We start from the raw sequence: 19,543 nt of genomic DNA on the forward strand, positions 1-19,543 counted from the left end.
CGGCTGCGGGACGGGTCAGCCGTCGCGGCGGGCGGTACGGCGGCGCAGGACGACCGTCCCGGCACCGGCCAGCAGCAGCGCGCCGGCCGCGGAGCCCGCGATCACGGCCGTGCTGTCGTCCGAGGAGCCGGCCGGGTGCTCACCGGCCGCGACGCCGCCGCGCGGCGCCTCGGAGGGCACCGCCGAAGGCACGGCGGACGGCACGGCGGACGGCTGGTCCGACGGCGGCAGCGTCGGCTCGGGCGACGGTACGACCGTCGGCTCGGCGGACTGCTTGCTCGGCGCCGCCGACGGGGTGGAGTCGGCGAAGGCCGCGGTGGCCGGTACGCACACCGCGCCGGCCGCGACGGCGGCGAGCAGGGCGGTACGCAGGGTGGTGCGCAGGGGCATGGGCAGGGCTCCGTTCCGGATGGGCCTCGGAGAACGGCCGCGGTGCGGGTGCGCACCGGGCGCGAGGCATGCGGACAGGCTCGCGCCAAGTTGTGAGGAAGCTGTCAGATCGTTGTGTTCATCGCATCAGGGTCGCCGCCGGAACCGTCCCGCACCACCGCACCTGCCCCTCCTGCCGTGCCCGGCGCACCCGTGCCTCCCGCCGCCGGGCCGTCGGCCGGGAGGCGGAGCGTGAACACCGAGCCCTCGTCCGGGGTGCTCACCGCCGTGGCCGAACCGCCGTGCGCCTCCGCGAGTTTGCGGACGATCGCCAGCCCGAGGCCGCTGCCGCCGGTACGGCGGTTCCGGGACTTCTCGCCCCGCCAGAACCGGTCGAACACCCGCGCGAGGTCCGCCGCCGGAATCCCGCTGCCCGTGTCGGCGACATCCACCAGCACCGCGCCCCCGTCCTCGGAGCCGTACGGCCGCAGCGTCACCGTGCCGCCCGCCGGGGTGTGCCGTACCGCGTTGGACACCAGGTTGCCCACCGCCTGCCGCAGCCGGACCGGATCGGCCGTCAGCCGGGGCGGCGGCCGGTCCGCCGGGGACGGCGCCACGCTCAGCGCCACGCCCGCCGCCTCGGCGCCGGCCTGGTGCGCGGCGGCGACCTGCCCCAACAGCTCCTCGATCCGCACCGGTTCGGGATGCAGCCGCAGCGCGTCCGCGTCGGCCTGCGCCAGGTCCCGGAGGTCGTCGATGATGTGCTGGAGCTGGACCGCCTCCGTGTGCAGGAAGGCGATGAACTCCGGGTCCGGGTCGGCCACCCCGTCCTGCGCCGCCTCCAGCCAGCCCCGGATGTTGCTGAGCGGGGTGCGCAGCTCGTGGGCGACATCGCTCACCATCGCCTTGCGCTGGGCCTCCAGCCGGGCGCGGTGCGCGGACATGTCGTTGAACGCGGCGGCCAGCCGGCCGAGCTCGTTGTCCGCGGCCACCACCACCGGCGCGGTGTCCTCCCCGTCCCGCATCCGCTGCGCGGCGCCCGTCAGATCCCGCAGCGGGCGCACGAGCCGGGCGCCGACGAGCACCGAGGCGCCCACCGTGAGCGCCAGCACCAGGGCGGCCGCGCCCGCGATCCGTGCGGTGTTCGCCGGTGAGAGGTCGAAGCCGGGCACGGTGGCGCCGCCCGGATCGCCGATGAACAGCAGCGCGGGCGAGGCGACGTACGAACCGAGCTGCTCCCGGCGGGCGGCGCCCACACAGGACGCGACGGCCCGGTCGTCCTCACTGGTGACGGCCGCCTGCTCGTCCCCGGGGCCCGGCACGGTGCTCGGCACCGGGCTCGGCTCCGCGCGGGGCGCGACGCTCGGCGCGTCGCTCGGGACGGCGGTCGGCGGCAGGGTCGGCACCGCCGAGGCGGGCACGGGCACCGCCTCCGCCGGAACCGGCTGCGCCGCCTGCCCCCAGGACACCCCGAGCTTCAGCTGGACGCCGTCGCGGCCCTGGCGCTCCAGACAGGCGTCGGCCAGCTGGGTGAGGGCCTTCAGCGCCTTGCGCTCGGTGGCGGTGGGCGCGTCCAGGGCGTCCAGCGCGCAGCCGGTGCCCCGGACGCGCTCCGGATCGTTGCCGCCCACCACCTGGATGAGCGGCCGGCCGCTCGCCCCGGCGACCACGTCCGCCGCGATCCCGTAGTCGCCGAGGCAGGCCGCGGCCCGGTCGGCGGCCCCGCGCAGCCGGTCCCGCTCGGCGGCCGGCAGCCGGAACGGCCCCACCGCGCGCGGGTCGACCCGGTCCGTGGTGGTGCCCGTCGCCCCGGCGCCGGAGCCCTGGGCGGCCAGTGCGGTGTCCACGGACAGCGGATCGACCACCGCCGACGCCTGGGCCGGCAGCGCCGCCGCGCCGGATGCCGCCGAGTCGGCGAGCGGGGCGCGGGACTGGGTGGTCAGGGCGATCCGCCGGCCCGACTGCGCGGCCAGGTCGCGCACCGTCCGCCCGACGCCCTCCCAGGTCGGATGCGTCGCCGCGTAACCGAGCAGCCGGTGGTAGATCCGGGCGTCGGCGGCCAGGTTCTGGCCCTGCTCCTGGCGGATCGCACCGGACGTCGTCTGCACCGCCAGCCACGCCGTCGCCGCCACCGAGCACGCCGCGACCAGCGCCGAGACGGCCAGCAGCCGCGCGAACAGGCTCTTGCGCAGCGGCACGCCCCGCCGGGCACCGCCCGCACCCGGCCGCCGCCCCGCGCTACGCGGTCGCCGCACGGCCCGCCGCCTTCGCCGGGTCCGTCAGCTTGTAGCCGACACCGAAGACGGTGAGCAGCCGGACGGGCCGGCGCGGGGCCGGTTCGATCTTCTTGCGCAGATTCATGACGTGCACATCGACGGTCCGGTCGCTGATGTAGCGGTCGAAGCCGTGCAGTTCGGCCAGCAGCCGCTGCCGGGAGAACACCCGGTCCGGCTCGGCCGCCAGCGCGGACAGAATCCGGAACTCGCCCGGTGTGCACTCCACCGCAGCCCCGTCCACGGTCACCACGTGCCGGCCCGGATCGACGACCAGCGCCCCCACCCGCAGCACCCCCGCCCCGTCCGGATCGCCGCCCGCGCCGTGCCGGTTGCGGCGCAGCAGCGTACGCACCCGGGCCATCAGCTCACGCGGGCTGTACGGCTTGGTGACGTAGTCGTCGGCGCCCAGATCGAGCCCGAGCAGCAGATCGTCCTCGGTGGTGCGGGCCGTGACCATCAGCACCGGCAGCTCCCGGTGCTCCGCGCGCAGCACCCGTACGACGTCGAGGCCGTCCGCGCGCGGCATCATCACATCGAGGACCAGCAGATCCGGTTCCCGCTGCCGCACCGCGTCGAGCGCCGCGAGCCCGTCCGGGGCGAGGGTCACCCGGTGACCCTCGCGTTCCAGGTAGCGGCGGAGGAGTTCGGCCTGATTCTCGTCGTCTTCGGCGACGATCACGTTTGCGCACACCTGCTCGATCGTAAGGGGCCCGTTCGGCGTGCTCCCCGGCGCGGCGTCTCAGGCGACGAGGCGGTGGGCGTCCCTGGTGGCCTCGGCGAGCGCCGCGTAGTACTCCTCCGGGCGCCGTTCGAAGTCCGTCCAGGCCCCCAGCACGTCCAGTTCGCCGCCCGGAGCCCGCAGCAGGTCGACGGAGGTCTGCCCGAAGCGGGGGCCGGTGCCGGCGCCCTCGGCCTCAGCCAGTACAAGGCGCAGTCCGGCCACGGCGGTCCGGGCGCGGCGGCGGCGCTCCGGACCCGCGCCGAGCATGGAGGTGAGATCGGCGGCGGGGGAGGCGTCGTCCAGCAGGGGTTCCAGGCGGCAGGCCAGCTCCGTGGCCGCTGCCGCGGCGGCCCGTCCCTCGGGGCCCGCCTCCACCAGCACGCGCAGCGCGGTGACGAGGGAGTCCGCCCGGGGATCGGACCGGCCGGCGGCCAGGCGTACCAGCGTGTCGGCGCTCACCCCCTCGGCCGTCCACCGCGCGGCGGCGAGCGCCTTCTCGGCCGTACGCCGTCCCACGCCGGGCAGTTGTCCCAGCCGCCACTCGCCCGCGTCGAGGACATCGCGCACGGTGGTGATGCCCGCCCGCTCCCACTCCTTGGTACGGAACCGGCGCCGCTCGTCGTCGCGCAGCCGGGTCACCGGGACGGTGCCCAACTCCTCGCGGACCCGCTCCCGGTGCAGGGGTTCCCATGCCGTGCGGACCGCTTCGACGGCCCGCGCGCGGTCCTCCTCCACCGAGGCCGCGGCCCCGGCCAGCCGCCATGCCCGGTCGATGACGCCCCGGCTGACACCGCTCATCCGGGCCGCCGCGCGGACGTTGCCGCCGATGACGCCGGTGGTGATCAGCAGCAGCCCGAACACCGCCAGCCTGTCGGAGATGTCGATCCAGCGATCGACCGCCGCGTCGTCCTCGCCGAGGTTGTACAGCCGGCCCCTGCCGGAGCCCTCGGCGACCACGAAGCCGCTCTCGTAGCCGGTGCGCGTCTCCGGGTCGTGGTAGGGCGGCTTCAGCAGCGGATCGCGGTCGGGGTCGCACCGGTAGGTGCCCGTCCGGGTGGTGCGGTCGAAGGGGTCCGTCCACCGCACCGAGCAGGTGCCGTCCTTCTTCTCGGAGAGCACGGTCAGCCCGACCTGGCGGAGTTCCGGCATGTCCGGAGCGAGCGAGTAGGCGAGGGCGGAGCCGGTGAGGAGCAGCAGACCGAGCGCCAGTACCCAGCGGAAGAACGGCTTGTGTCTCACCCGGTGTCCCCGTGTCCTGTCGGCGGTGCGTACGGCGCTGCCAGCATCGTCCCGGCCGGAGGGGGCCCGCAAGAACGGGAGTCGGCAGTGGAACGGGCCGGATTCTGCCCGGACCGGGCAGTGCTGTGGACCGTACTCGGCGCCCGCCGCCCCCGGCTGTCGCGAGTGATCGGGCCGTTCGATGGTTATGACCGTCCACTGCTGGGAATTGATCACGATTGACCGGCCCACTGCACGCAAACTCACTTATAGTGAGCGGATGTTGACCGCGTGATTGTGACGCGTGCTGTTGTCGCCATAGAAATCAGGATTCATGACACGCCCTTCCCCGGCAGAGTCCGCGCCGGTTTCTCCGTCCGCCCCCTCCGGCTGCCCGGCGCACGCCGGCGCGGTGCCGCTCTGGGGTCCCGGCTTCCAGGCAGAGCCCCGTACCGTGTACCGCGCCATGCGCCGCGACCACGGTCCGGTCGTGCCCGTCGAACTGCCGGGCGGCTTCCCCGCCTGGCTGGTCGTCGGCTACCGCGAACTGCACCGGGTCACCAGCGACGGGGAGCTGTTCCCGCGCGACGTCGGCCTCTGGAACCAGTGGCCGCACGTCCCGGACGACTGGCCCCTGCTGCCGATGGTCGGGCGGCCCATGCCGTCCATCTACTTCACCGCGGGCGAGGAGCACCGCCGGCACGTCCGCATGGTCGGACCCGCCCTCGAAGGCGCCGACCCGTTCCAGATCCGGGGCCACTGCGAGCAGTTGGCCGACCGGCTGGTCGACGCGGTGTGCGCGCGGGGCACCGCCGACCTCGTCGCCGAGTTCTGCGAACCGCTCCCCGTGCTCGTCCTCGCCCGTCTGATCGGCTTCCCGGACGAGGAGGGCGCCGAGATCGCGCGGGTGCTCAAGGACCTGGCCGACGGCGGCCCCGAGGCGCAGAGCGCGCATCTGCGCTTCGGCGAGCTGATGGCGCGGCTGCTCGCGTCGAAGCGGGCCGTGCCGGGCGACGACGTGACCTCCCGGATGCTCGAATTCCCCGCGGAGTTCACCGACGAGGAGTACACGCTCGACCTGATGGCGGTCACGGCCGCCGGGCACCTCCCCACCGCCGACTGGATCAGCAACTCGGTCCGGCTGATGCTCACCGAGGACGAGTTCGCCGACTCCATGGCCGGCGGCCGGCGCAGCATCGGCGAGGCGATGAACGAGGTGCTGTGGGAGGACACCCCCACCCAGATCCTGGCCGGCCGCTGGGCCGCGCGCGACACCCAGCTGGGCGGGCAGCACATCGCCGCCGGCGACATGGTGCTGCTCGGGCTCGGCGCCGCCAACACCGACCCGCTCATCCGCCAGGGCGTCGCCGGCGCGGGCGGCCCGGCCCAGGGCGGCAACGGCGCGCATCTGGCCTTCAGCCACGGCGAGTACCGCTGCCCGTTCCCCGCCCAGGAGATCGCCGAGATCATCGCCAGGACCGGCATCGAGGTGCTGCTCGACCGGCTGCCCGACCTCCGGCTCGACGTACCCGTCGAAGAACTCGTCCGGCGGCCCTCCGCCTTCCTGCGCGGCACGACTTCGCTCCCCGTCCGGTTCACCCCCGTACGTACGACAGGAGACTCTTCGTGAACTGCCCCCATGCCGCACAGGCGGCGGCCCAGCACGGTACGACCGTCGTCATCGACCCCATGGTCCAGGACCTGGACGGTGAGACGGCACGGCTGCGCGACGCCGGGCCGCTGGCCCGGATCGAACTGCTGGGCGTGCCCGCCTGGACCCTCACCCGGCACGCGGACGCCCGGCGGCTGCTGGTCGACCCGCGGCTGGTGAAGGACATCAACGCATGGGGGCTGTGGCAGAGCGGCGTGGTGACGCGCGACTGGCCGCTCATCGGAATGATCGACGCGGGACGCTCCATGTTCACCGTGGACGGGGACGAGCACCGCCGGCTGCGCACCAAGACCTCGCAGGCGCTGACGCCCCGCCGCCTGGAGGCGATACGGCCGGACATCGAGAAGTTCACCGCCGAACTGCTGGACGCGCTGGAGGAGGGCGGCCGGGACGGGGCGGTGGTCGACCTCAAGTCGGTGTTCGCCCAGCCGCTGCCGATGCGGGTCGTCGGCATGCTGATGGGCGTCGACCCGGCGGAGAACGCCATGCTGACCCGGCAGTACAAGGCGTTCTTCTCGATGCTCACCCCGCAGGAGGAGCGCCTCGCCCTCCTCGACGACCTGGACGTCTTCTACACCGCGCTCGTACGGGAGAAGACCGCGCGCCCGACCGACGACCTGACCTCCGCGCTGATCCTGGCCGAGGAGGGCGGCGAGCCGCTCACCGAGGAGGAGGTCATCGGCAACCTCAAGGCCATGGTCGCCGCCGGCCACGAGACCACCATCGGCCTCATCCTCAACGCCGTACGCGCCCTGCTGGCCAACCCCGGTCAGCTCCGCATGGTGCTCGACGGGGAGGTGCCCTGGGAGACCGTGATCGAGGAGACCCTGCGCTGGGACACCCCCACCACCCATCTGCTCATGCGGTTCGCCACCGAGGACATCCAGGTGGGCGACGGCGTCATCGCCAAGGGCGAGGGCGTGGTCATCTCGTACCGGGTGATCGGCCGCGACCCCGAACAGCACGGCCCCGACGCCGACGCCTTCGACATCACCCGCCCCACCCCCATCCGGCACATGACCTTCGGGCACGGCCCGCACATCTGCCCCGGCGCCGCCCTCTCGCGGGTCGAGGCGGGCATCGCCCTGCCGGCCCTCTTCGCGCGCTTCCCCAACCTGCGGCTCGCGGTCCCCGACGAGGAGCTGCGCAAGCTTCCGGTGATGACCCAGAACGACATGGCGTCCTTCCCGGTCGTGCTCCACGACTGAGCCGGTGCGACGGGGGAGGACGCGGCGAGCATATCGTTGCGGTAGTTGACGCGCACAGAGGTGTCGAAGCGCTTCGACAGTGGTCTGGACACACTGTCACGGCAAAGCTAGGATCACGTTGTCTCTCCACGTCAAGGCTGGGGAGAGCGGAGTCGAAGCGCTTCGCTACATCGCTTCGCCCTATCTGACCGGTGAGGGAGAGCCGCATGGTCACCCTGGCCGAGGTCGCGCAGCACGCCGGAGTCTCGGCGAGCACGGTGAGCTACGTCCTCAGCGGGAAGCGCTCCATCTCCGTCGCCACCCGCGAACGCGTCGAGCGCAGCATCCAGCAGCTCGGCTACCACCCCAATGCCGGGGCCCGCGCGCTCGCCAGCAGCCGGTCCAACATCATCGCGCTGATGGTGCCGCTGCGCACCGACATGTACGTGCCGGTGATGATGGAGATCGCCATCGCGGTCGCCACCACCGCCCGCACCCACGGCTACGACGTCCTCCTCCTCACCGGCGAGGAGGGGCCCGCCGCGGTGCGGCGGATCGCCGGCAGCTCGCTGGCCGACGCCATGATCCTGATGGACGTCGAACTGCACGACGAACGGCTGCCGCTGCTGCGCGAGACCGACCGGGCCGCCGTGCTCATCGGACTGCCCGCCGACACCGCCGGACTGACCTGCGTGGACCTCGACTTCGAGGCGACCGGCGCGCTCTGCGTGGAGCATCTGGCCGGCCTGGGCCACCGCGAGATCGCCGTCATCGGCGAGGCCGCCGCGGTCTACGAGCGGCACACCGGCTTCGCCGAACGGACCGTGGACGGCGTACGGGCCAAGGCACGGGAGACCGGCGTCCGCGTGCTGCACCGCCCCTGCGAGGGCGGGTACGCGGCGATGGCGCAGACACTGTCGCGGATATTCGACGAGCGCCCCGGCACCACGGGCTTCATCGTGCAGAACGAGGCGGCGGTGGAGCCGCTGCTCAACCTGTTGCGGCAGCAGGGCCGGGCCGTGCCCGAGGACGTGTCCGTGGTGGCGATCTGCCCCGAACAGGTGGCCTCCCAGGCGTCGGTGCGGCTCACCTCCGTCGCCATCCCGGCCCATGAGATGGGGCGCCGCTCCGTCGAGCAGGTCGTCGCCAAGCTCTCCGGCCGGGGCACCGACGAAGTCGAGCTGCTGGCCCCGGAACTGACGGTGCGGGAGAGTACCGGGCCCGCCCCGGTCTGAGCCCCGGCAGGCCCCGCGCCGACGAGCCGGCCCCCCGTGCGGGAGGCCGGCTCGTCCGCGTGACCTCACCGGGGGCCGATCTCCAGGACCAGCTCCACCCCGGCCGTCAGCTCGACCGCCGCGACGCACGGCGCGGCGCCCGCCCCCGTACGCACATCGATCCGCGCGTCCCGGTCCGGGCGCAGCACCGCCCGCGCACCGCCGTCCGCCGACCAGCGCAGATCGAGCCCGGCACCGAACCGGGTCCGCACCCCGCGCAGTTCGCCACTCGGGCAGGACGCGAGCGGCGCGGGCAGCAGCACCAGCCGGTGCGGGGTCGACTGGACCAGCGACTCGATCACGGCGGCCGGCAGCGCGTGCGCCGCGTCCGCGTTGTACACATCGCGCCCCGGATAGTGGGCGCTCATCAGCGAGTCGTGGAAGAAGTCGCCCGCCAGCACCGACCGGACCGCCGCCGAGGCCCGCGCCCCGTCCCGCAGCCGCGCCGCGACCAGCGCGTGGTGCAGATGGCCGTGGGCCGAGTCGTTCTCGGCGCCCCGCAGTTCCAGCGCCCGGTGCGCGGCGGCCGCCGTCCCCGGCGTGTCGTACGGGTTGACCGCGTCCAGCGGCCACACCGGGTACAGGTGGCTCAGATGGCGGTGGTCGTACGTCTCCGCCAGGCCCGGCCACGCCCACTCGGCCAGCGCCCCGTCCTCGTTGACCCGGTAGTCCGCGAGCCGCTCCGCCAGCGCGAGGCGGCGCTCCGAGGCCGGGTCGCCCGGTGCGCGGTCGGCGGACGCGGTCAGCGCGTGCCGGGCCGCCGCCAGGTCCATCGTCGCGTTCACCGTGCCCCAGCTCGCGTTGGCGGGCCGGTTCTCCGGCGAGTACGAGGGCACCACGGCCACCCGCCCGTCCGGGCCCGTCCGGGTGAGGAAGTCCTCGTAGAACAGGGCGGTCTCGTGCAGCGCGGCGGTCAGCCGGGGGTCCTCCGCCCCCGTCGTCTCCGCGTGCTCGATCAGCGGCTCCAGCAGCCAGTCCGCCCCGGCCGTCCACAGATGCAGCGGGTAGGCGCGCTGGTAGTGGCGGGTGTGCCCGGACTCGCCGTCCGTGTGCGAAGGGGCCACGATCCCGCGCGCCCCGAACACCGCCCGCGCGTTGTCCCGCCAGTCCGCGAGCTGCCCGTACACCAGGGCGGCGTGCGCCTCGGACACCTCGGGCAGCGCCGCGGCCGCGGCCGAGGCGATCTGGAGGTTGAGGTTGGCGTTGGTGGTGAACGCCCCCGACCAGGCGGTGTCCCAGTCGCCCGTCCACAGCCCGGTCAGCCGGGGCGGCAGCATCCCGGACGCGGACAGCAGGTGGTAGCGCCCTGCCGCGCACAGCCGCTCCAGGAGCGCCGGACTGTCCGGGCGCCGCACCAGTTCGCTGCCGGGCAGCGCGCGTTCGGCCGGGTCCGCGTCCAGGGTGAGCGCGGCCCGCTCGAACGCCGGCCGGTGCAGGGCCGCGTGGCGGGCGAGCAGCGCGGCGTAGTCGCCGTCCGGCAGCCCGGCGCACTCCGCCGCCGGGTCGACCCGGCCCGCGTGCCGGCGCACCCGCGTCAGCAGCAGCAGGCTCCTGGCCCCCTCGACCCGGACGCCCTCGCCCGCCACCGACACCCGCCCGCCCTCCGCGCGGAGCACGGTCAGACCGGTGTACCCGAGGTCGCTGTCGGGGTAGCCGGCGCGCAGCGTCAGCCGGGCGCCGTCCGGGGTGAGGACGGTGCTGCGGCCGACGGCCAGCCGGGGCGGGGCGCCCGGCAGCGCGTGGTCCAGGACGACGTCCACGGCGAGCCCGGGCCCGGTGACGTGCTGCACGATCACGTCGTCCGCGCGCGAGACGAAGACCCGGCTGCGCCAGGTCTCGCAGCCGGCCGTGATCTCCCCCGTGCCGAAGCGGACCGCGCGGCGGTAGCCGGACGCCGGGTCGGCCACCGCGGGGGCGGCGTTGCCCGGCGCGGGCCGCAGCCGGGTCTGGAACGCCGGGTGGAAGGGCTGCACCCACACCAGCGGCCGGCCCGCGCCGAAACGCTCCGCCGCCGTGGTGTCCCCGGCCAGCAGGGCGCTCTGCAACCGGCCCAGCCGGTCCGCGAGTTCGGGCGGTCGGACGTGCTCGCTGCCGTTGGGCCGCACCAGCGTGTGGTGGTTGACGATCACCCGGTCGTCGGCCGGGTCCCCGTACACCATCGCGCCGTGCCGGCCGTTGCCCGCCAGGAAGGCGTCCTCCCAGCGGGCGGCCGGGCGCGGCTCCCAGGTGCCGTCGATGTCGGTGCGTACGGTCACGGCGCGGTGCTCCGCAGCACGGCGACGCCGTAGCGGCCGAGCGCGATCCGGTCCACCACGGACCGGCCGGTCAGCAGGTCCTCGTAGGTGCCGGGGACCGCCACGGTGACCATCTCGCGGCGGTGGTGCAGCAGGAACAGCAGCTCGCCCCGGCGCACCGCCTCCACCCCCTCGGGCAGTCCGGCCAGCACCGGTTCCACCCCGGCCTCGCGGACGACGCCGGCCAGCAGGGAGCGCAGCGCGGCGGGTTCCGGCAGGGTGGACACATAGGTCGCGCGGCCCCTGCGCAGCACGGCCGGGAGCCCGGCCAGCTCGCCGTCGCGGTAGGTCGCCAGCACCTCGGCGTCCTCGGCGGCCTCCAGCTCCTCGGACCACAGGGTGCCCCGGAAGCCGTCGCACTCCACCGCCTCGTCCGCCTCCAGCGGCCACCACTCGTGCAGGATGCCGATGCCGAACAGCTCGCGCAGCCGGGCGTCCATCCCGCCCGGCCTGATCCGGTCGTCCCGGTCCGCGACCCCGCTGAAGAAGCCGCACACCAGCCGCCCGCCGCCGCGCACGTACGCCACCAGGTTGTCGATCGCCGCGTCGTCCAGCAGGTAGAGGTGTGGGACGACCACCACCGCGTACCCGCCGAGATCGGCGTCGGGGCGGGCGAAGTCCGTTGCCGTGCCGCTCTCCCACAGCGCCCGGTGCCAGTGCCGGATCACCTCCGCGTAGTCGAGCAGCGCGGACGGGAGGCCCTCCTGGGCGCCCGCCCACCAGGCGTCCCAGTCGTGCAGCACCGCCACCCGGGCGCTCACTCCGGCGCCGGACACGGCGGGCCCGATCGCGGCGAGTTCGGCGCCCAGCCGGCGGGTCTCCCGGAAGGCGCGGCCGTGCTCACCGGCGTGGCCCAGCATCCCCGAGTGGAACTTCTCCGAGCCCTGCCGGGACTGCCGCCACTGGAAGTAGCAGACCGCGTCGGCGCCGCGCGCCACCGCCTGCAGCGACCAGAGCCGGTTCAGCCCCTCGGGCTTGGGCCGGTTGACGGGCCGCCAGTTCACCGCGCCCGCCGCCTGCTCCATCAGCATCCACGGCCCGGCGGCCTGCGACCGCGTCATGTCGGCGATCATCGCGTTGTACTGCCCGCCCCACGCGTCGCGCGGGTCCGGATAGATGTCGACCGACACGACGTCCTCCTCGGCCGACCACGCCCAGGCGTCCTGGCCCGACCACAGCGGCATGAAGTTGGTCGTCACCGGGATGTCCGGGGTGTGCCGGGCGACGATGTCCCGCTCGGCCGTGTAGCACTCCTTCAGCGCGTCAGACGTGAACCGCTTGAAGTCCAGCACCTGGGCCGGGTTCTTCATGTACTGCGCCTTGCGGGGCGGCAGGATCTCCGGCCACGCGTCGTAGCGCTGGCTCCAGAAGGCCGTGCCCCACGCCTCGTTGAGGGCGTCGAGTGTCCGGTACCGCTCGTGCAGCCAGCGGCGGAAGTGCGCCGCCGTCTCGTCGCACCAGCAGTGCGTGCAGTACTCGTTGTTGATGTGCCACATGGTCAGCGCCGGATGCCCGGCGTACCGCGCGGCCAGGTCCTCGGTGAGGGCGGCGGCATAGCGGCGGTAGACCGGGGAACTGGCGCAGAACTGCTGGCGTGAGCCGTACCAGACGATCGAGCCGTCCTCGGCGCGCGGCAGGGTCTCCGGGTGCCGCGCCCCCATCCAGGGCGGCGGGGACGCGGTCGGCGTGGCGAGCACGACGCCGATGCCGTGGCTGTGCATCAGGTCCATCAGCCGGTCCAGCCAGCCGAACTCCCTGGCTCCTGGGCGGGGTTCGATCCTCGCCCAGGAGAAGACGCCGAGCGTGACGGAGTTGACGCCGGCCTCCTTCATCAGCCGGACGTCGTCCTCCCACACCTCCTCGGGCCACTGCTCGGGGTTGTAGTCGCCTCCGAAGAGGATGCGGCCGCGGACCGCGTCGCGCAGGGACGGCATGGCGTCTCCCGTCCGTTTCTTACCGAGGGTCTGCGTACTGGATGCCGCGGCCGTTGGTGCCCAGATAGACACGGCCGTGGACGCGGGGGTCGCCGGTGATCACCTCACCGGTCCAGCCCCACTGGTGGGAGTCGTCGTTGATCCGGACCCAGGTGCGGCCGGAGTCGTCGGAACGCAGCACCGCCACGCCGTCGTACGTCGCCGACACCCTGCCGGTCTGGAAGACCGCCGGGTAGCCCGCGCCGGGCCGCCTGCGGCCGCGCACCGGGGCCGCCTTGCCGAAGCCCAGCGCGTGCGACGCCTGGCAGCCGGGCACGGCGGCGAAGGTGCGCCCGCCGTCCGTCGACCGGAACAGCCCGTTGTCCTTCGCGGACAGCCACAGGTCCCCGGTGCGGCCGGGCGCCGCCGCCACCTTGAACTGGGCGTCGCCGGAGGGCAGTCCGGCCGCGCCCCGGACGAAGGTCGCGCCACCGTCGCGGGAGAGGAACACGGCGCCCGTGTCGGTGTCGTACACGTAGAAGCGCCGGGGGTCGAGCGGGTCGGCCACCGGGGTGCCTCCCTTGGGGAAGCCGGCCACCTCGGCCCAGGTCCGGCCGCCGTCCGTGGAGCGGTGCGCCGGGTATTTCGTGCCGTCCCAGTGGACGAACGACCACAGCAGCGTCGAGCCGTCCGCCGAGACCGCGATCGGGCCCGGCGCGGAAGGGGCGATGGCGGGCTGCGAGGCGAACGGCCGCCAGCTGCGGCCGCCGTCCTCGGAGTAGGCGCCGGCGGCGTCGGAGCCGGACGGCCAGCCGGTGCGCACCACGTACGACGGCTTGAGCGAGGCGAGCGCCAGGCCGGTGGCGGTGCCGAACACCGGGTCGGCGGCCATCCCGCGCGACGGGGACGCGGTCAGCGACTCGTGGTACATCACGCCGATGTCGCCGAGACCGCTCAGCAGGCGGGCGCCCTTGCCGGGCGGGGCGATCAGGAAGCGCACCGAGGACTCCTCCAGGCCCCGGATCTCCGGCGCCCAGTGGACGAGGTCGCGGGTGCCGTAGATCGTCGCGCCGGTCCCGTACACGATGTGGTGCGAGTCGAAGGGGTCGACGGCGACGGCCTGCATCCACCAGCCGAACTTGGGGGTGCCGCCCCAGCGCAGGAACGGGGTCTCGGAGACGTCCAGGACGGCGGTGTCCTTGAGCGAGGTCCAGCTCGCGCCGCCGTCCGCGGAGCGGAACACCGTGTCGATCCGCCCCCAGCGGTTGTTGGTGGTGACGACGAGGGTGCCCGCGCGGCGCGCGTCCACGGCGACTCCGCCGTACCCGAAGCCGTCGCCTGCCACTGCGTCGGGGCGCACCGGGGTGACGTCGCTCCAGGCGCCCGTGACCGTGTCGAGGCGGTGGACCGCGCCGTCCGACTGCCCGTTGGGCCCCGGCGCGTCCGCGTACGTCACGTACAGCGCCCGGCCGCGCGCGTCGTACGCGGCCCGCACCGGCACGTTCACCGACGCGCTGCCGGAGGGCCGGCCGGGCACCTCCTCCCAGCCGCCCCGGCCGTCGGTGCGGTACAGCGCGCCGCCGCCGTCGCCCCAGCCCGCGTACACCGTGCGGCCCGCCGCGACCAGGAACGTCACGCCCTGCCCGGCCGGTGACGGGGTGGCCGGGAAGGCGGCCGGGGCCCAGGTCGCGCCCCGGTCCGCGGAGCGCAGCAGCCCGTCGTGCCGGGTGCCGAGCCAGAGCGTCGAGCTGTCGCGGGGGTCGACGAGCAGGCGCTCGCCGGCGCCGCGCCCGTCCTCGTTGGCGCCGAGGCGGACGGTGAGGTCGGCCCGCTTCCAGGTCGCGCCCCGGTCATCGGAGCGCAGCACGGCGCCGGGGGAGGCCCAGGACTGCGCGTAGGTGCCGCAGGCCAGGTAGAGGCGGTCGGGGTGGGCCGGGTCGACGGCCATGGCCTCGATGCCGAGCAGGTTCCAGTCGTCCCAGCCGATGTGGTCGGTGAGCGGGGTCCAGCGGGCCTTCGCGGCGTCCCAGCGGTAGGCGCCGCCGATGTCGGTGCGGGCGTAGGCGAGGCCCTTCACCGCGGGGTGGAACAGCAGCCCGGTGACGAACCCGGTGCCGCCGATGGCGGCGGTCCGCCAGCGGTGGGGCCGGTGGTCGTCGTGGGGGCGGCGGCCGTGGGCGGCGGCGGGTGCGGCGACCGGGAGGGCGGTCGCGGCGGCGGCGACGGCGGCCGAGGCGAGCACGGTTCTGCGGCGGGGCGTGGGCGCGGACGAAGCGCGCATGGCGGACACCTTCCGTACAGCGGTGGGGGAGGGGCGAGGGGGAGGGGCGGCGGGGCGCGGGGGCTCAGCCCTTCACGGCGCCGGTGAGCATGCCCTTCTGGAAGTGCTTCTGGACGAACGGCGACAGCACCGCGACCGGGATGAGGGCCAGGATCATGACGGCCATCTGCACGGCCAGGCTGTTGATCTGCCCGCTGCTGACGGCCGCGCCCATGGCGCCGGGCGGCACCTGGTGCTGGAGGACCAGCTGACGCAGGATCATCTGGAGCGGGTACTTCTCGCTGTCCTGGATGTAGAGCATCGCGTTGAACCACTGGCTCCAGTAGCCGACCGCGTAGAACAGCGAGATCACGGCGATCACCGCGCGGGACAGCGGCATGATGATCTGGAGCAGGATGCGCCACTCGCCGGCCCCGTCGATGCGGGCGGCGTCGATGAGTTCGGGCGCGGTGTCCATGAAGAAGCCGCGCAGCACGAGCACGTTGAACACGCTGATCGCGCTGGGCAGGATCATCGACCAGTAGCTGTTGCTCAGTCCGATGCCGGTGACCAGCAGATACGTCGGGATGAGGCCGGCGCCGAAGAACATGGTCGCCATCAGCGTCATCAGCAGCGGGCGGTGCGCGTAGGAGTCGCGGCGGCTGAGCCCGTACGCGCACAGGATCGAGACGGCCATGCTCACCGCCGTACCGACGACGGTCAGGCCGACGCTGACGGCGGCGGCGCGGGTCACCGCGCCCCCGCTCAGCAGCTCCTTGTACGCCACGAAGGTGATGTGCTTCGGCCAGACGACCAGGCCACCGGCCTCGTTGATGGCCTTGGTGTCGGAGAGGCTGGTCACCAGCACCACCCAGATCGGGATGATGATGACGGCGCAGATAGCGACCAGGCCGAAGCCCTTGAAGGCCAGGCCCGCCTTGGTGGGCTCCTCCTCCCACACGGGGCGCGGTTCCATCCGCAGGGCGCGCTGGAGGCGGGTCTCGGTGCGTTCGGCCGGCTCCGCCGGCCGGTTCAGGAGAGTTGTCATTTCTTGGAGTACACCCCCTGCTCGCCCAGCATGTGGGCGACCTTGTTGGCCCCCAGCACCATGGCGACGCTGAACAGTCCCTTGAAGATGCCGGCGGCGGCCGCGTAGCCGAAGTCACCGGTCTTGATGCCCGTCCACCAGATGTAGGTGTCCAGGATTTCCGAGGCCCCGGCGCCGACCTGGTCGCGCTGGAGGAGGATCTGCTCGAAGTCGAGGTTGAGCGCGCTGCCCACCCGCAGGACGAGCAGCAGGGCGATCACCGGGCGCAGCGCGGGCAGCGTGACGTGCCACATGCGGCGCCAGCGGCCGGCCCCGTCCACGGCGGCGGCCTCGTACAGATCGGTGTTGACGGCGGCGAGCGCGGCCAGGAAGACGATGACGCCCCACCCGGCGTCCTTCCACACGGCCTGCGCGCTGACCAGGAACTTGAAGAAGCCCGGATCGGTCATCAGGTCGAAGCCCTCGTGGCCGTGCTCGCGCAGCCACTGGGCGACGAGTCCGGCGCCGCCGAACATCTGCTGGAAGACGGTGACGACGAGCACCCAGGAGAAGAAGTGCGGCAGGTAGACGATGGCCTGCACCCAGGCCCGGACCCGCGCACTCATGATCGTGTTGAGCAGGAGCGCGATGGCGATCGGGATGGGGAAGAAGAGGACGAGCTGGGTGACGAAGATGACCAGCGTGTTCACGAGGACTTCCCAGAAGCGGTAGTCCTCGAAGATCCGGGTGAAGTTGTCGAACCCGATGAACGGGCTGCCCGTGATGCCCAGGTCGTACACGTCGTAGTCCTGGAAGGCCACGATGTTCCCGAGCAGCGGGATGTAGTTGAAGATCAGCAGCAGCACGATGGCCGGCGTGGTCATCAGGATCAGGGTGCGGTCGCGCCGCAGCCGCTGACGCCAGGTGATGCCGCCCGCCCGCGCGCCGGAATCCGCCTGTCCGCCGCCCTTGTCCCTCCGGGAGGCGCGCGGGCCGCCCGCGCGTGACCTGCCCGCCGGGACGTCCCCCGTTTTCCCGCCGTCACCGTCCCCGGTGCCGCTGCCGCCCGCCGGGGCGTTGGCCCCGCCGGCGGTCCGGTCCGGGTCGGCCGCGACCGTGGCCCGTGACTTCACCCTGTGCTCCCCATGTCGTGCTTCTGACCACGGCCGCCGGGCCGGTGCGCCCGGCGGCCCCTTCCCTCGTGTGCGTACGGACGGTGTGTGCCGTACGCGTCAGTTGCCGGAGCCGTTCTTGTCGAGAATGTCCTGGTACCAGGCGCGCAGCTTGTCGCCGCCGCTCTTCTTCCAGGTGTTGACCGCGTCGTCGACGTCGCCGACCTTCTTGCGGCCGCGCCGGATGTCCTTCTGGAGGTCGTCGAACGGCGTGTACAGGGAGGCGTAGCGCTGCGGCTCGACGACCTGCATGCCGAAGAAGAGGGGCTTCTTGACGTGCGGCGCCTGGCGCGCCATCCAGCCCGCGTAGTCCTTGGCGAGCTGCGGCTGGTCCGGGTAGGCGATCGAGGTGGGCGGCGAGGCGACGAACAGGAACGTGGAGGGCTGGGCCTCCTCGACGCCCTGCGGCGTGTACGTCGGGGTGCCGTCCTTGATCGTGTAGTGGGTGCCCTTGACCCCGTAGTTGGTGAGCATGAACTCCTCGGTGCCGAACGGCGCGGCCGCGTAGTCGGCGATGCCGAGGAACTCCTCGATCTTCTCCTTGGGCAGGTCCTTGCTGAGGAACGTGAAGATGCCCGCCGGGTCGTCCTGCCACAGCAGCGGCTTGCCGCCGTCCTGGTTGAAGAAGTCCAGCGCCTGCATCTCGAACTTCGGGTTCACGCCCGCCTGTTCGGTGACCATGCCCTTCCAGCCGCCGGTGCCGTCGTTGTACATGACGACCCGTCCGCTGGTGAAGCGGATCTTGGCGTCGGCGTCCTTGTTGGCCTCGGCGTCCGGGTGGACGTACCCGCCGTCGTGGAGCTTGCGGGCGAAGGCCAGCGCCTCGCGGTACGCCTTCGTCTCGATCTTGTGGACGAGCTTGCCGTCCTCCAGCTGCCAGTAGTGCGGGGCGTCCGGGAGCAGGCCGAAGATCTTCTGGATGCAGACCCACAGGTCGTCGAAGGCCCACACCTTCTTCCGGGGGGCCGTGTACTCCTTGCCGAAGGCCAGCAGGTCGTCGGCGCTCGCCGGGAGGGCGCCGGAGCCGATGAGGTCCTTGCGGTAGAAGATCGCGTTGCCGATGATCGGCGTCGGCATGGGCAGGCCGCGCAGCTTGCCGCCGAAGACCGAGTACTGCCAGGCGCCGGTGGGGATGTTCGCCAGGTTCGGGTACTTCTTGACGGCGTCGCCCGCCAGGAACGGGGAGAGGTCGGCGAACTTGGCGGTGATGGCGTTGCGGATCTGCCCCTGCATGTTCCAGCCGGGGATGGTCATGACGTCCGGGATCTCCGAACCGGCGAGGACCGCGCCGATCTTCTCCTGGTACGTGTTGCCGTCCTGCGGGTCGAAGTCGAGGGTGGCGCCGACGGCCTCGTTCACGGCCTTGTAGTACGGGTTGTTCTTCTTCGGGACCGTGCCCCACAGCGGGGTCATCACCCGGAACTCCGACCCCTTGCCCGGCACCGACTTCACCGACTTGGCCAGCGGGTCCGGGAGCTTGGTGTAGCCGGGGCTCGAACCGTTGACGCCGGGCACGTCCGGCTCGACCAGGTTCAGCGGGGCATAGCTCGGCACGACCTTCTTCAGGGCCTTGCCCGAGGTCGTGCCCTCCCTGCCCGACGAGCCGGAGCCGGAACCGCCGCACGCGGCGAGCAGCGGCACCCCGCCGGCCACGGCTACGGCCGCCACCGCGCCGGTGGCGAGGAAGCTTCTCCGGCTCGGGGCCGTGGCGGAGGGGGAGGAATTCGGCGTCATTGCGTCAACCCTTCGAGGCGCACCAGGACGACACGCGGCGGGGCGACCGCCGATCGGTTCCTGTGTCTGAGGTGGAGCGTTGCTGGCCGGGCCGGTGTCACCGGCCCCAGGTGAAGCGGTTCAACAGGGAGGCGGCAGAAAGTGTCGCCGTCCCGGAATACCAAGGGCGCCGGGCGCCCCATCGAAACTCCGTCGAAGCGCTTCGATGTTGCAGCGAGGTTAAGTGAAGGGTCTGTGTGGCACAAGAGTTCGTTGCCGGATTCCTCCGACCCGTTTCCGAACCGTTTCCCGGGGAGAAGCGGCCGCGCCGAAAGCGGAGGCCGCCCACCGCCCCTTGACACGCGCGGGGTTGGCCATCGAGCATCGAAGCGCTTCGAAAGATCGTCCGAGGCTCCTTCCGGGCCCGCACGATGCGCCGGCACCCCC

13 protein-coding genes are annotated in these 19,543 nt (G+C 73.3%); 3 read left to right on the top strand and 10 right to left on the bottom strand.

Features of this window, described 5'->3' with window-relative positions; all coding sequences use genetic code 11:
- Positions 1–15: 15 nt before the first annotated feature.
- The 4 genes from OG710_RS26640 to OG710_RS26655 all read right to left on the bottom strand — a co-directional run bounded on the left by OG710_RS26640 (position 16) and on the right by OG710_RS26655 (position 4,605).
- Positions 16–390, bottom strand: a complete 375-nt coding sequence (locus OG710_RS26640) for a sortase-dependent protein (RefSeq protein WP_330241591.1) — start codon at positions 388–390, stop codon at positions 16–18.
- Positions 391–494: 104 nt separating this feature from the next.
- On the bottom strand, positions 495–2,624 hold the full coding sequence (locus OG710_RS26645) for a sensor histidine kinase (protein WP_330241592.1): 2,130 nt from the start codon (positions 2,622–2,624) through the stop codon (positions 495–497).
- Positions 2,608–3,336, bottom strand: a complete 729-nt coding sequence (locus tag OG710_RS26650; protein ID WP_330241593.1) for a response regulator transcription factor — start codon at positions 3,334–3,336, stop codon at positions 2,608–2,610. Before OG710_RS26650 ends, OG710_RS26645 begins: the two co-directional genes overlap by 17 nt.
- A 48-nt stretch (positions 3,337–3,384) precedes the next feature.
- Positions 3,385–4,605, bottom strand: coding sequence for a helix-hairpin-helix domain-containing protein (locus OG710_RS26655; RefSeq protein WP_330241594.1), 1,221 nt, complete (start codon positions 4,603–4,605; stop codon positions 3,385–3,387).
- A 313-nt stretch (positions 4,606–4,918) separates the two neighbouring features.
- On the opposite strand from OG710_RS26655, the gene OG710_RS26660 reads away from it, so the two are divergent.
- From OG710_RS26660 to OG710_RS26670, 3 genes are all read left to right on the top strand, one after another.
- Complete coding sequence (locus tag OG710_RS26660) at positions 4,919–6,214, top strand: cytochrome P450 (RefSeq protein ID WP_330241595.1); 1,296 nt, start codon at positions 4,919–4,921, stop codon at positions 6,212–6,214.
- A complete protein-coding gene (locus OG710_RS26665; protein WP_443064300.1) occupies positions 6,211–7,464 on the top strand; it encodes a cytochrome P450 family protein in 1,254 nt (417 codons plus the stop codon). Before OG710_RS26660 ends, OG710_RS26665 begins: the two co-directional genes overlap by 4 nt.
- A gap of 206 nt (positions 7,465–7,670) precedes the next feature.
- Positions 7,671–8,678: a LacI family DNA-binding transcriptional regulator gene (locus OG710_RS26670; protein ID WP_330241596.1), complete on the top strand. Its 1,008-nt coding sequence runs from the start codon at positions 7,671–7,673 to the stop codon at positions 8,676–8,678.
- A gap of 65 nt (positions 8,679–8,743) precedes the next feature.
- Here OG710_RS26670 and OG710_RS26675 read toward each other — a convergent pair whose 3' ends face one another.
- From OG710_RS26675 to OG710_RS26700, 6 genes are all read right to left on the bottom strand, one after another.
- Entirely contained in the window at positions 8,744–10,972 is a 2,229-nt protein-coding gene (locus tag OG710_RS26675; RefSeq protein ID WP_330241597.1) for a glycosyl hydrolase family 95 catalytic domain-containing protein, read from the bottom strand.
- Positions 10,969–12,945, bottom strand: coding sequence for a beta-galactosidase (locus OG710_RS26680; protein ID WP_330241598.1), 1,977 nt, complete (start codon positions 12,943–12,945; stop codon positions 10,969–10,971). The genes OG710_RS26675 and OG710_RS26680 overlap by 4 nt, the downstream gene beginning before the upstream one ends.
- Before the next feature lie 19 nt (positions 12,946–12,964).
- Positions 12,965–15,205, bottom strand: a complete 2,241-nt coding sequence (locus tag OG710_RS26685; RefSeq protein ID WP_330241599.1) for a WD40/YVTN/BNR-like repeat-containing protein — start codon at positions 15,203–15,205, stop codon at positions 12,965–12,967.
- A gap of 64 nt (positions 15,206–15,269) precedes the next feature.
- Positions 15,270–16,232 carry a carbohydrate ABC transporter permease gene (locus OG710_RS26690; protein ID WP_330241600.1) on the bottom strand — a complete coding sequence of 321 codons (963 nt, stop codon included), beginning with the start codon at positions 16,230–16,232 and terminating at the stop codon, positions 15,270–15,272.
- Complete coding sequence (locus OG710_RS26695; protein ID WP_330241601.1) at positions 16,229–17,344, bottom strand: ABC transporter permease; 1,116 nt, start codon at positions 17,342–17,344, stop codon at positions 16,229–16,231. The genes OG710_RS26690 and OG710_RS26695 overlap by 4 nt, the downstream gene beginning before the upstream one ends.
- A 99-nt stretch (positions 17,345–17,443) precedes the next feature.
- Positions 17,444–19,051, bottom strand: a complete 1,608-nt coding sequence (locus OG710_RS26700; RefSeq protein ID WP_330242352.1) for an extracellular solute-binding protein — start codon at positions 19,049–19,051, stop codon at positions 17,444–17,446.
- Between the last annotated feature and the right edge of the window lie 492 nt (positions 19,052–19,543).

Source organism: Streptomyces sp. NBC_00525, assembly GCF_036346595.1.
Taxonomy (GTDB): Bacteria; Actinomycetota; Actinomycetes; order Streptomycetales; family Streptomycetaceae; genus Streptomyces.

What these genes read in the sequence shown, in the direction of transcription:
- OG710_RS26660 (WP_330241595.1), top strand. Translation starts at nt 4,919, where the DNA reads ATGACACGCCCTTCCCCGGCAGAGTCCGCGCCGGTTTCTCCGTCCGCC.
- OG710_RS26680 (WP_330241598.1), bottom strand. Translation starts at nt 12,945, where the DNA reads ATGCCGTCCCTGCGCGACGCGGTCCGCGGCCGCATCCTCTTCGGAGGC.
- OG710_RS26640 (WP_330241591.1), bottom strand. Translation starts at nt 390, where the DNA reads ATGCCCCTGCGCACCACCCTGCGTACCGCCCTGCTCGCCGCCGTCGCG.
- OG710_RS26690 (WP_330241600.1), bottom strand. Translation starts at nt 16,232, where the DNA reads ATGACAACTCTCCTGAACCGGCCGGCGGAGCCGGCCGAACGCACCGAG.
- OG710_RS26685 (WP_330241599.1), bottom strand. Translation starts at nt 15,205, where the DNA reads ATGCGCGCTTCGTCCGCGCCCACGCCCCGCCGCAGAACCGTGCTCGCC.
- OG710_RS26670 (WP_330241596.1), top strand. Translation starts at nt 7,671, where the DNA reads ATGGTCACCCTGGCCGAGGTCGCGCAGCACGCCGGAGTCTCGGCGAGC.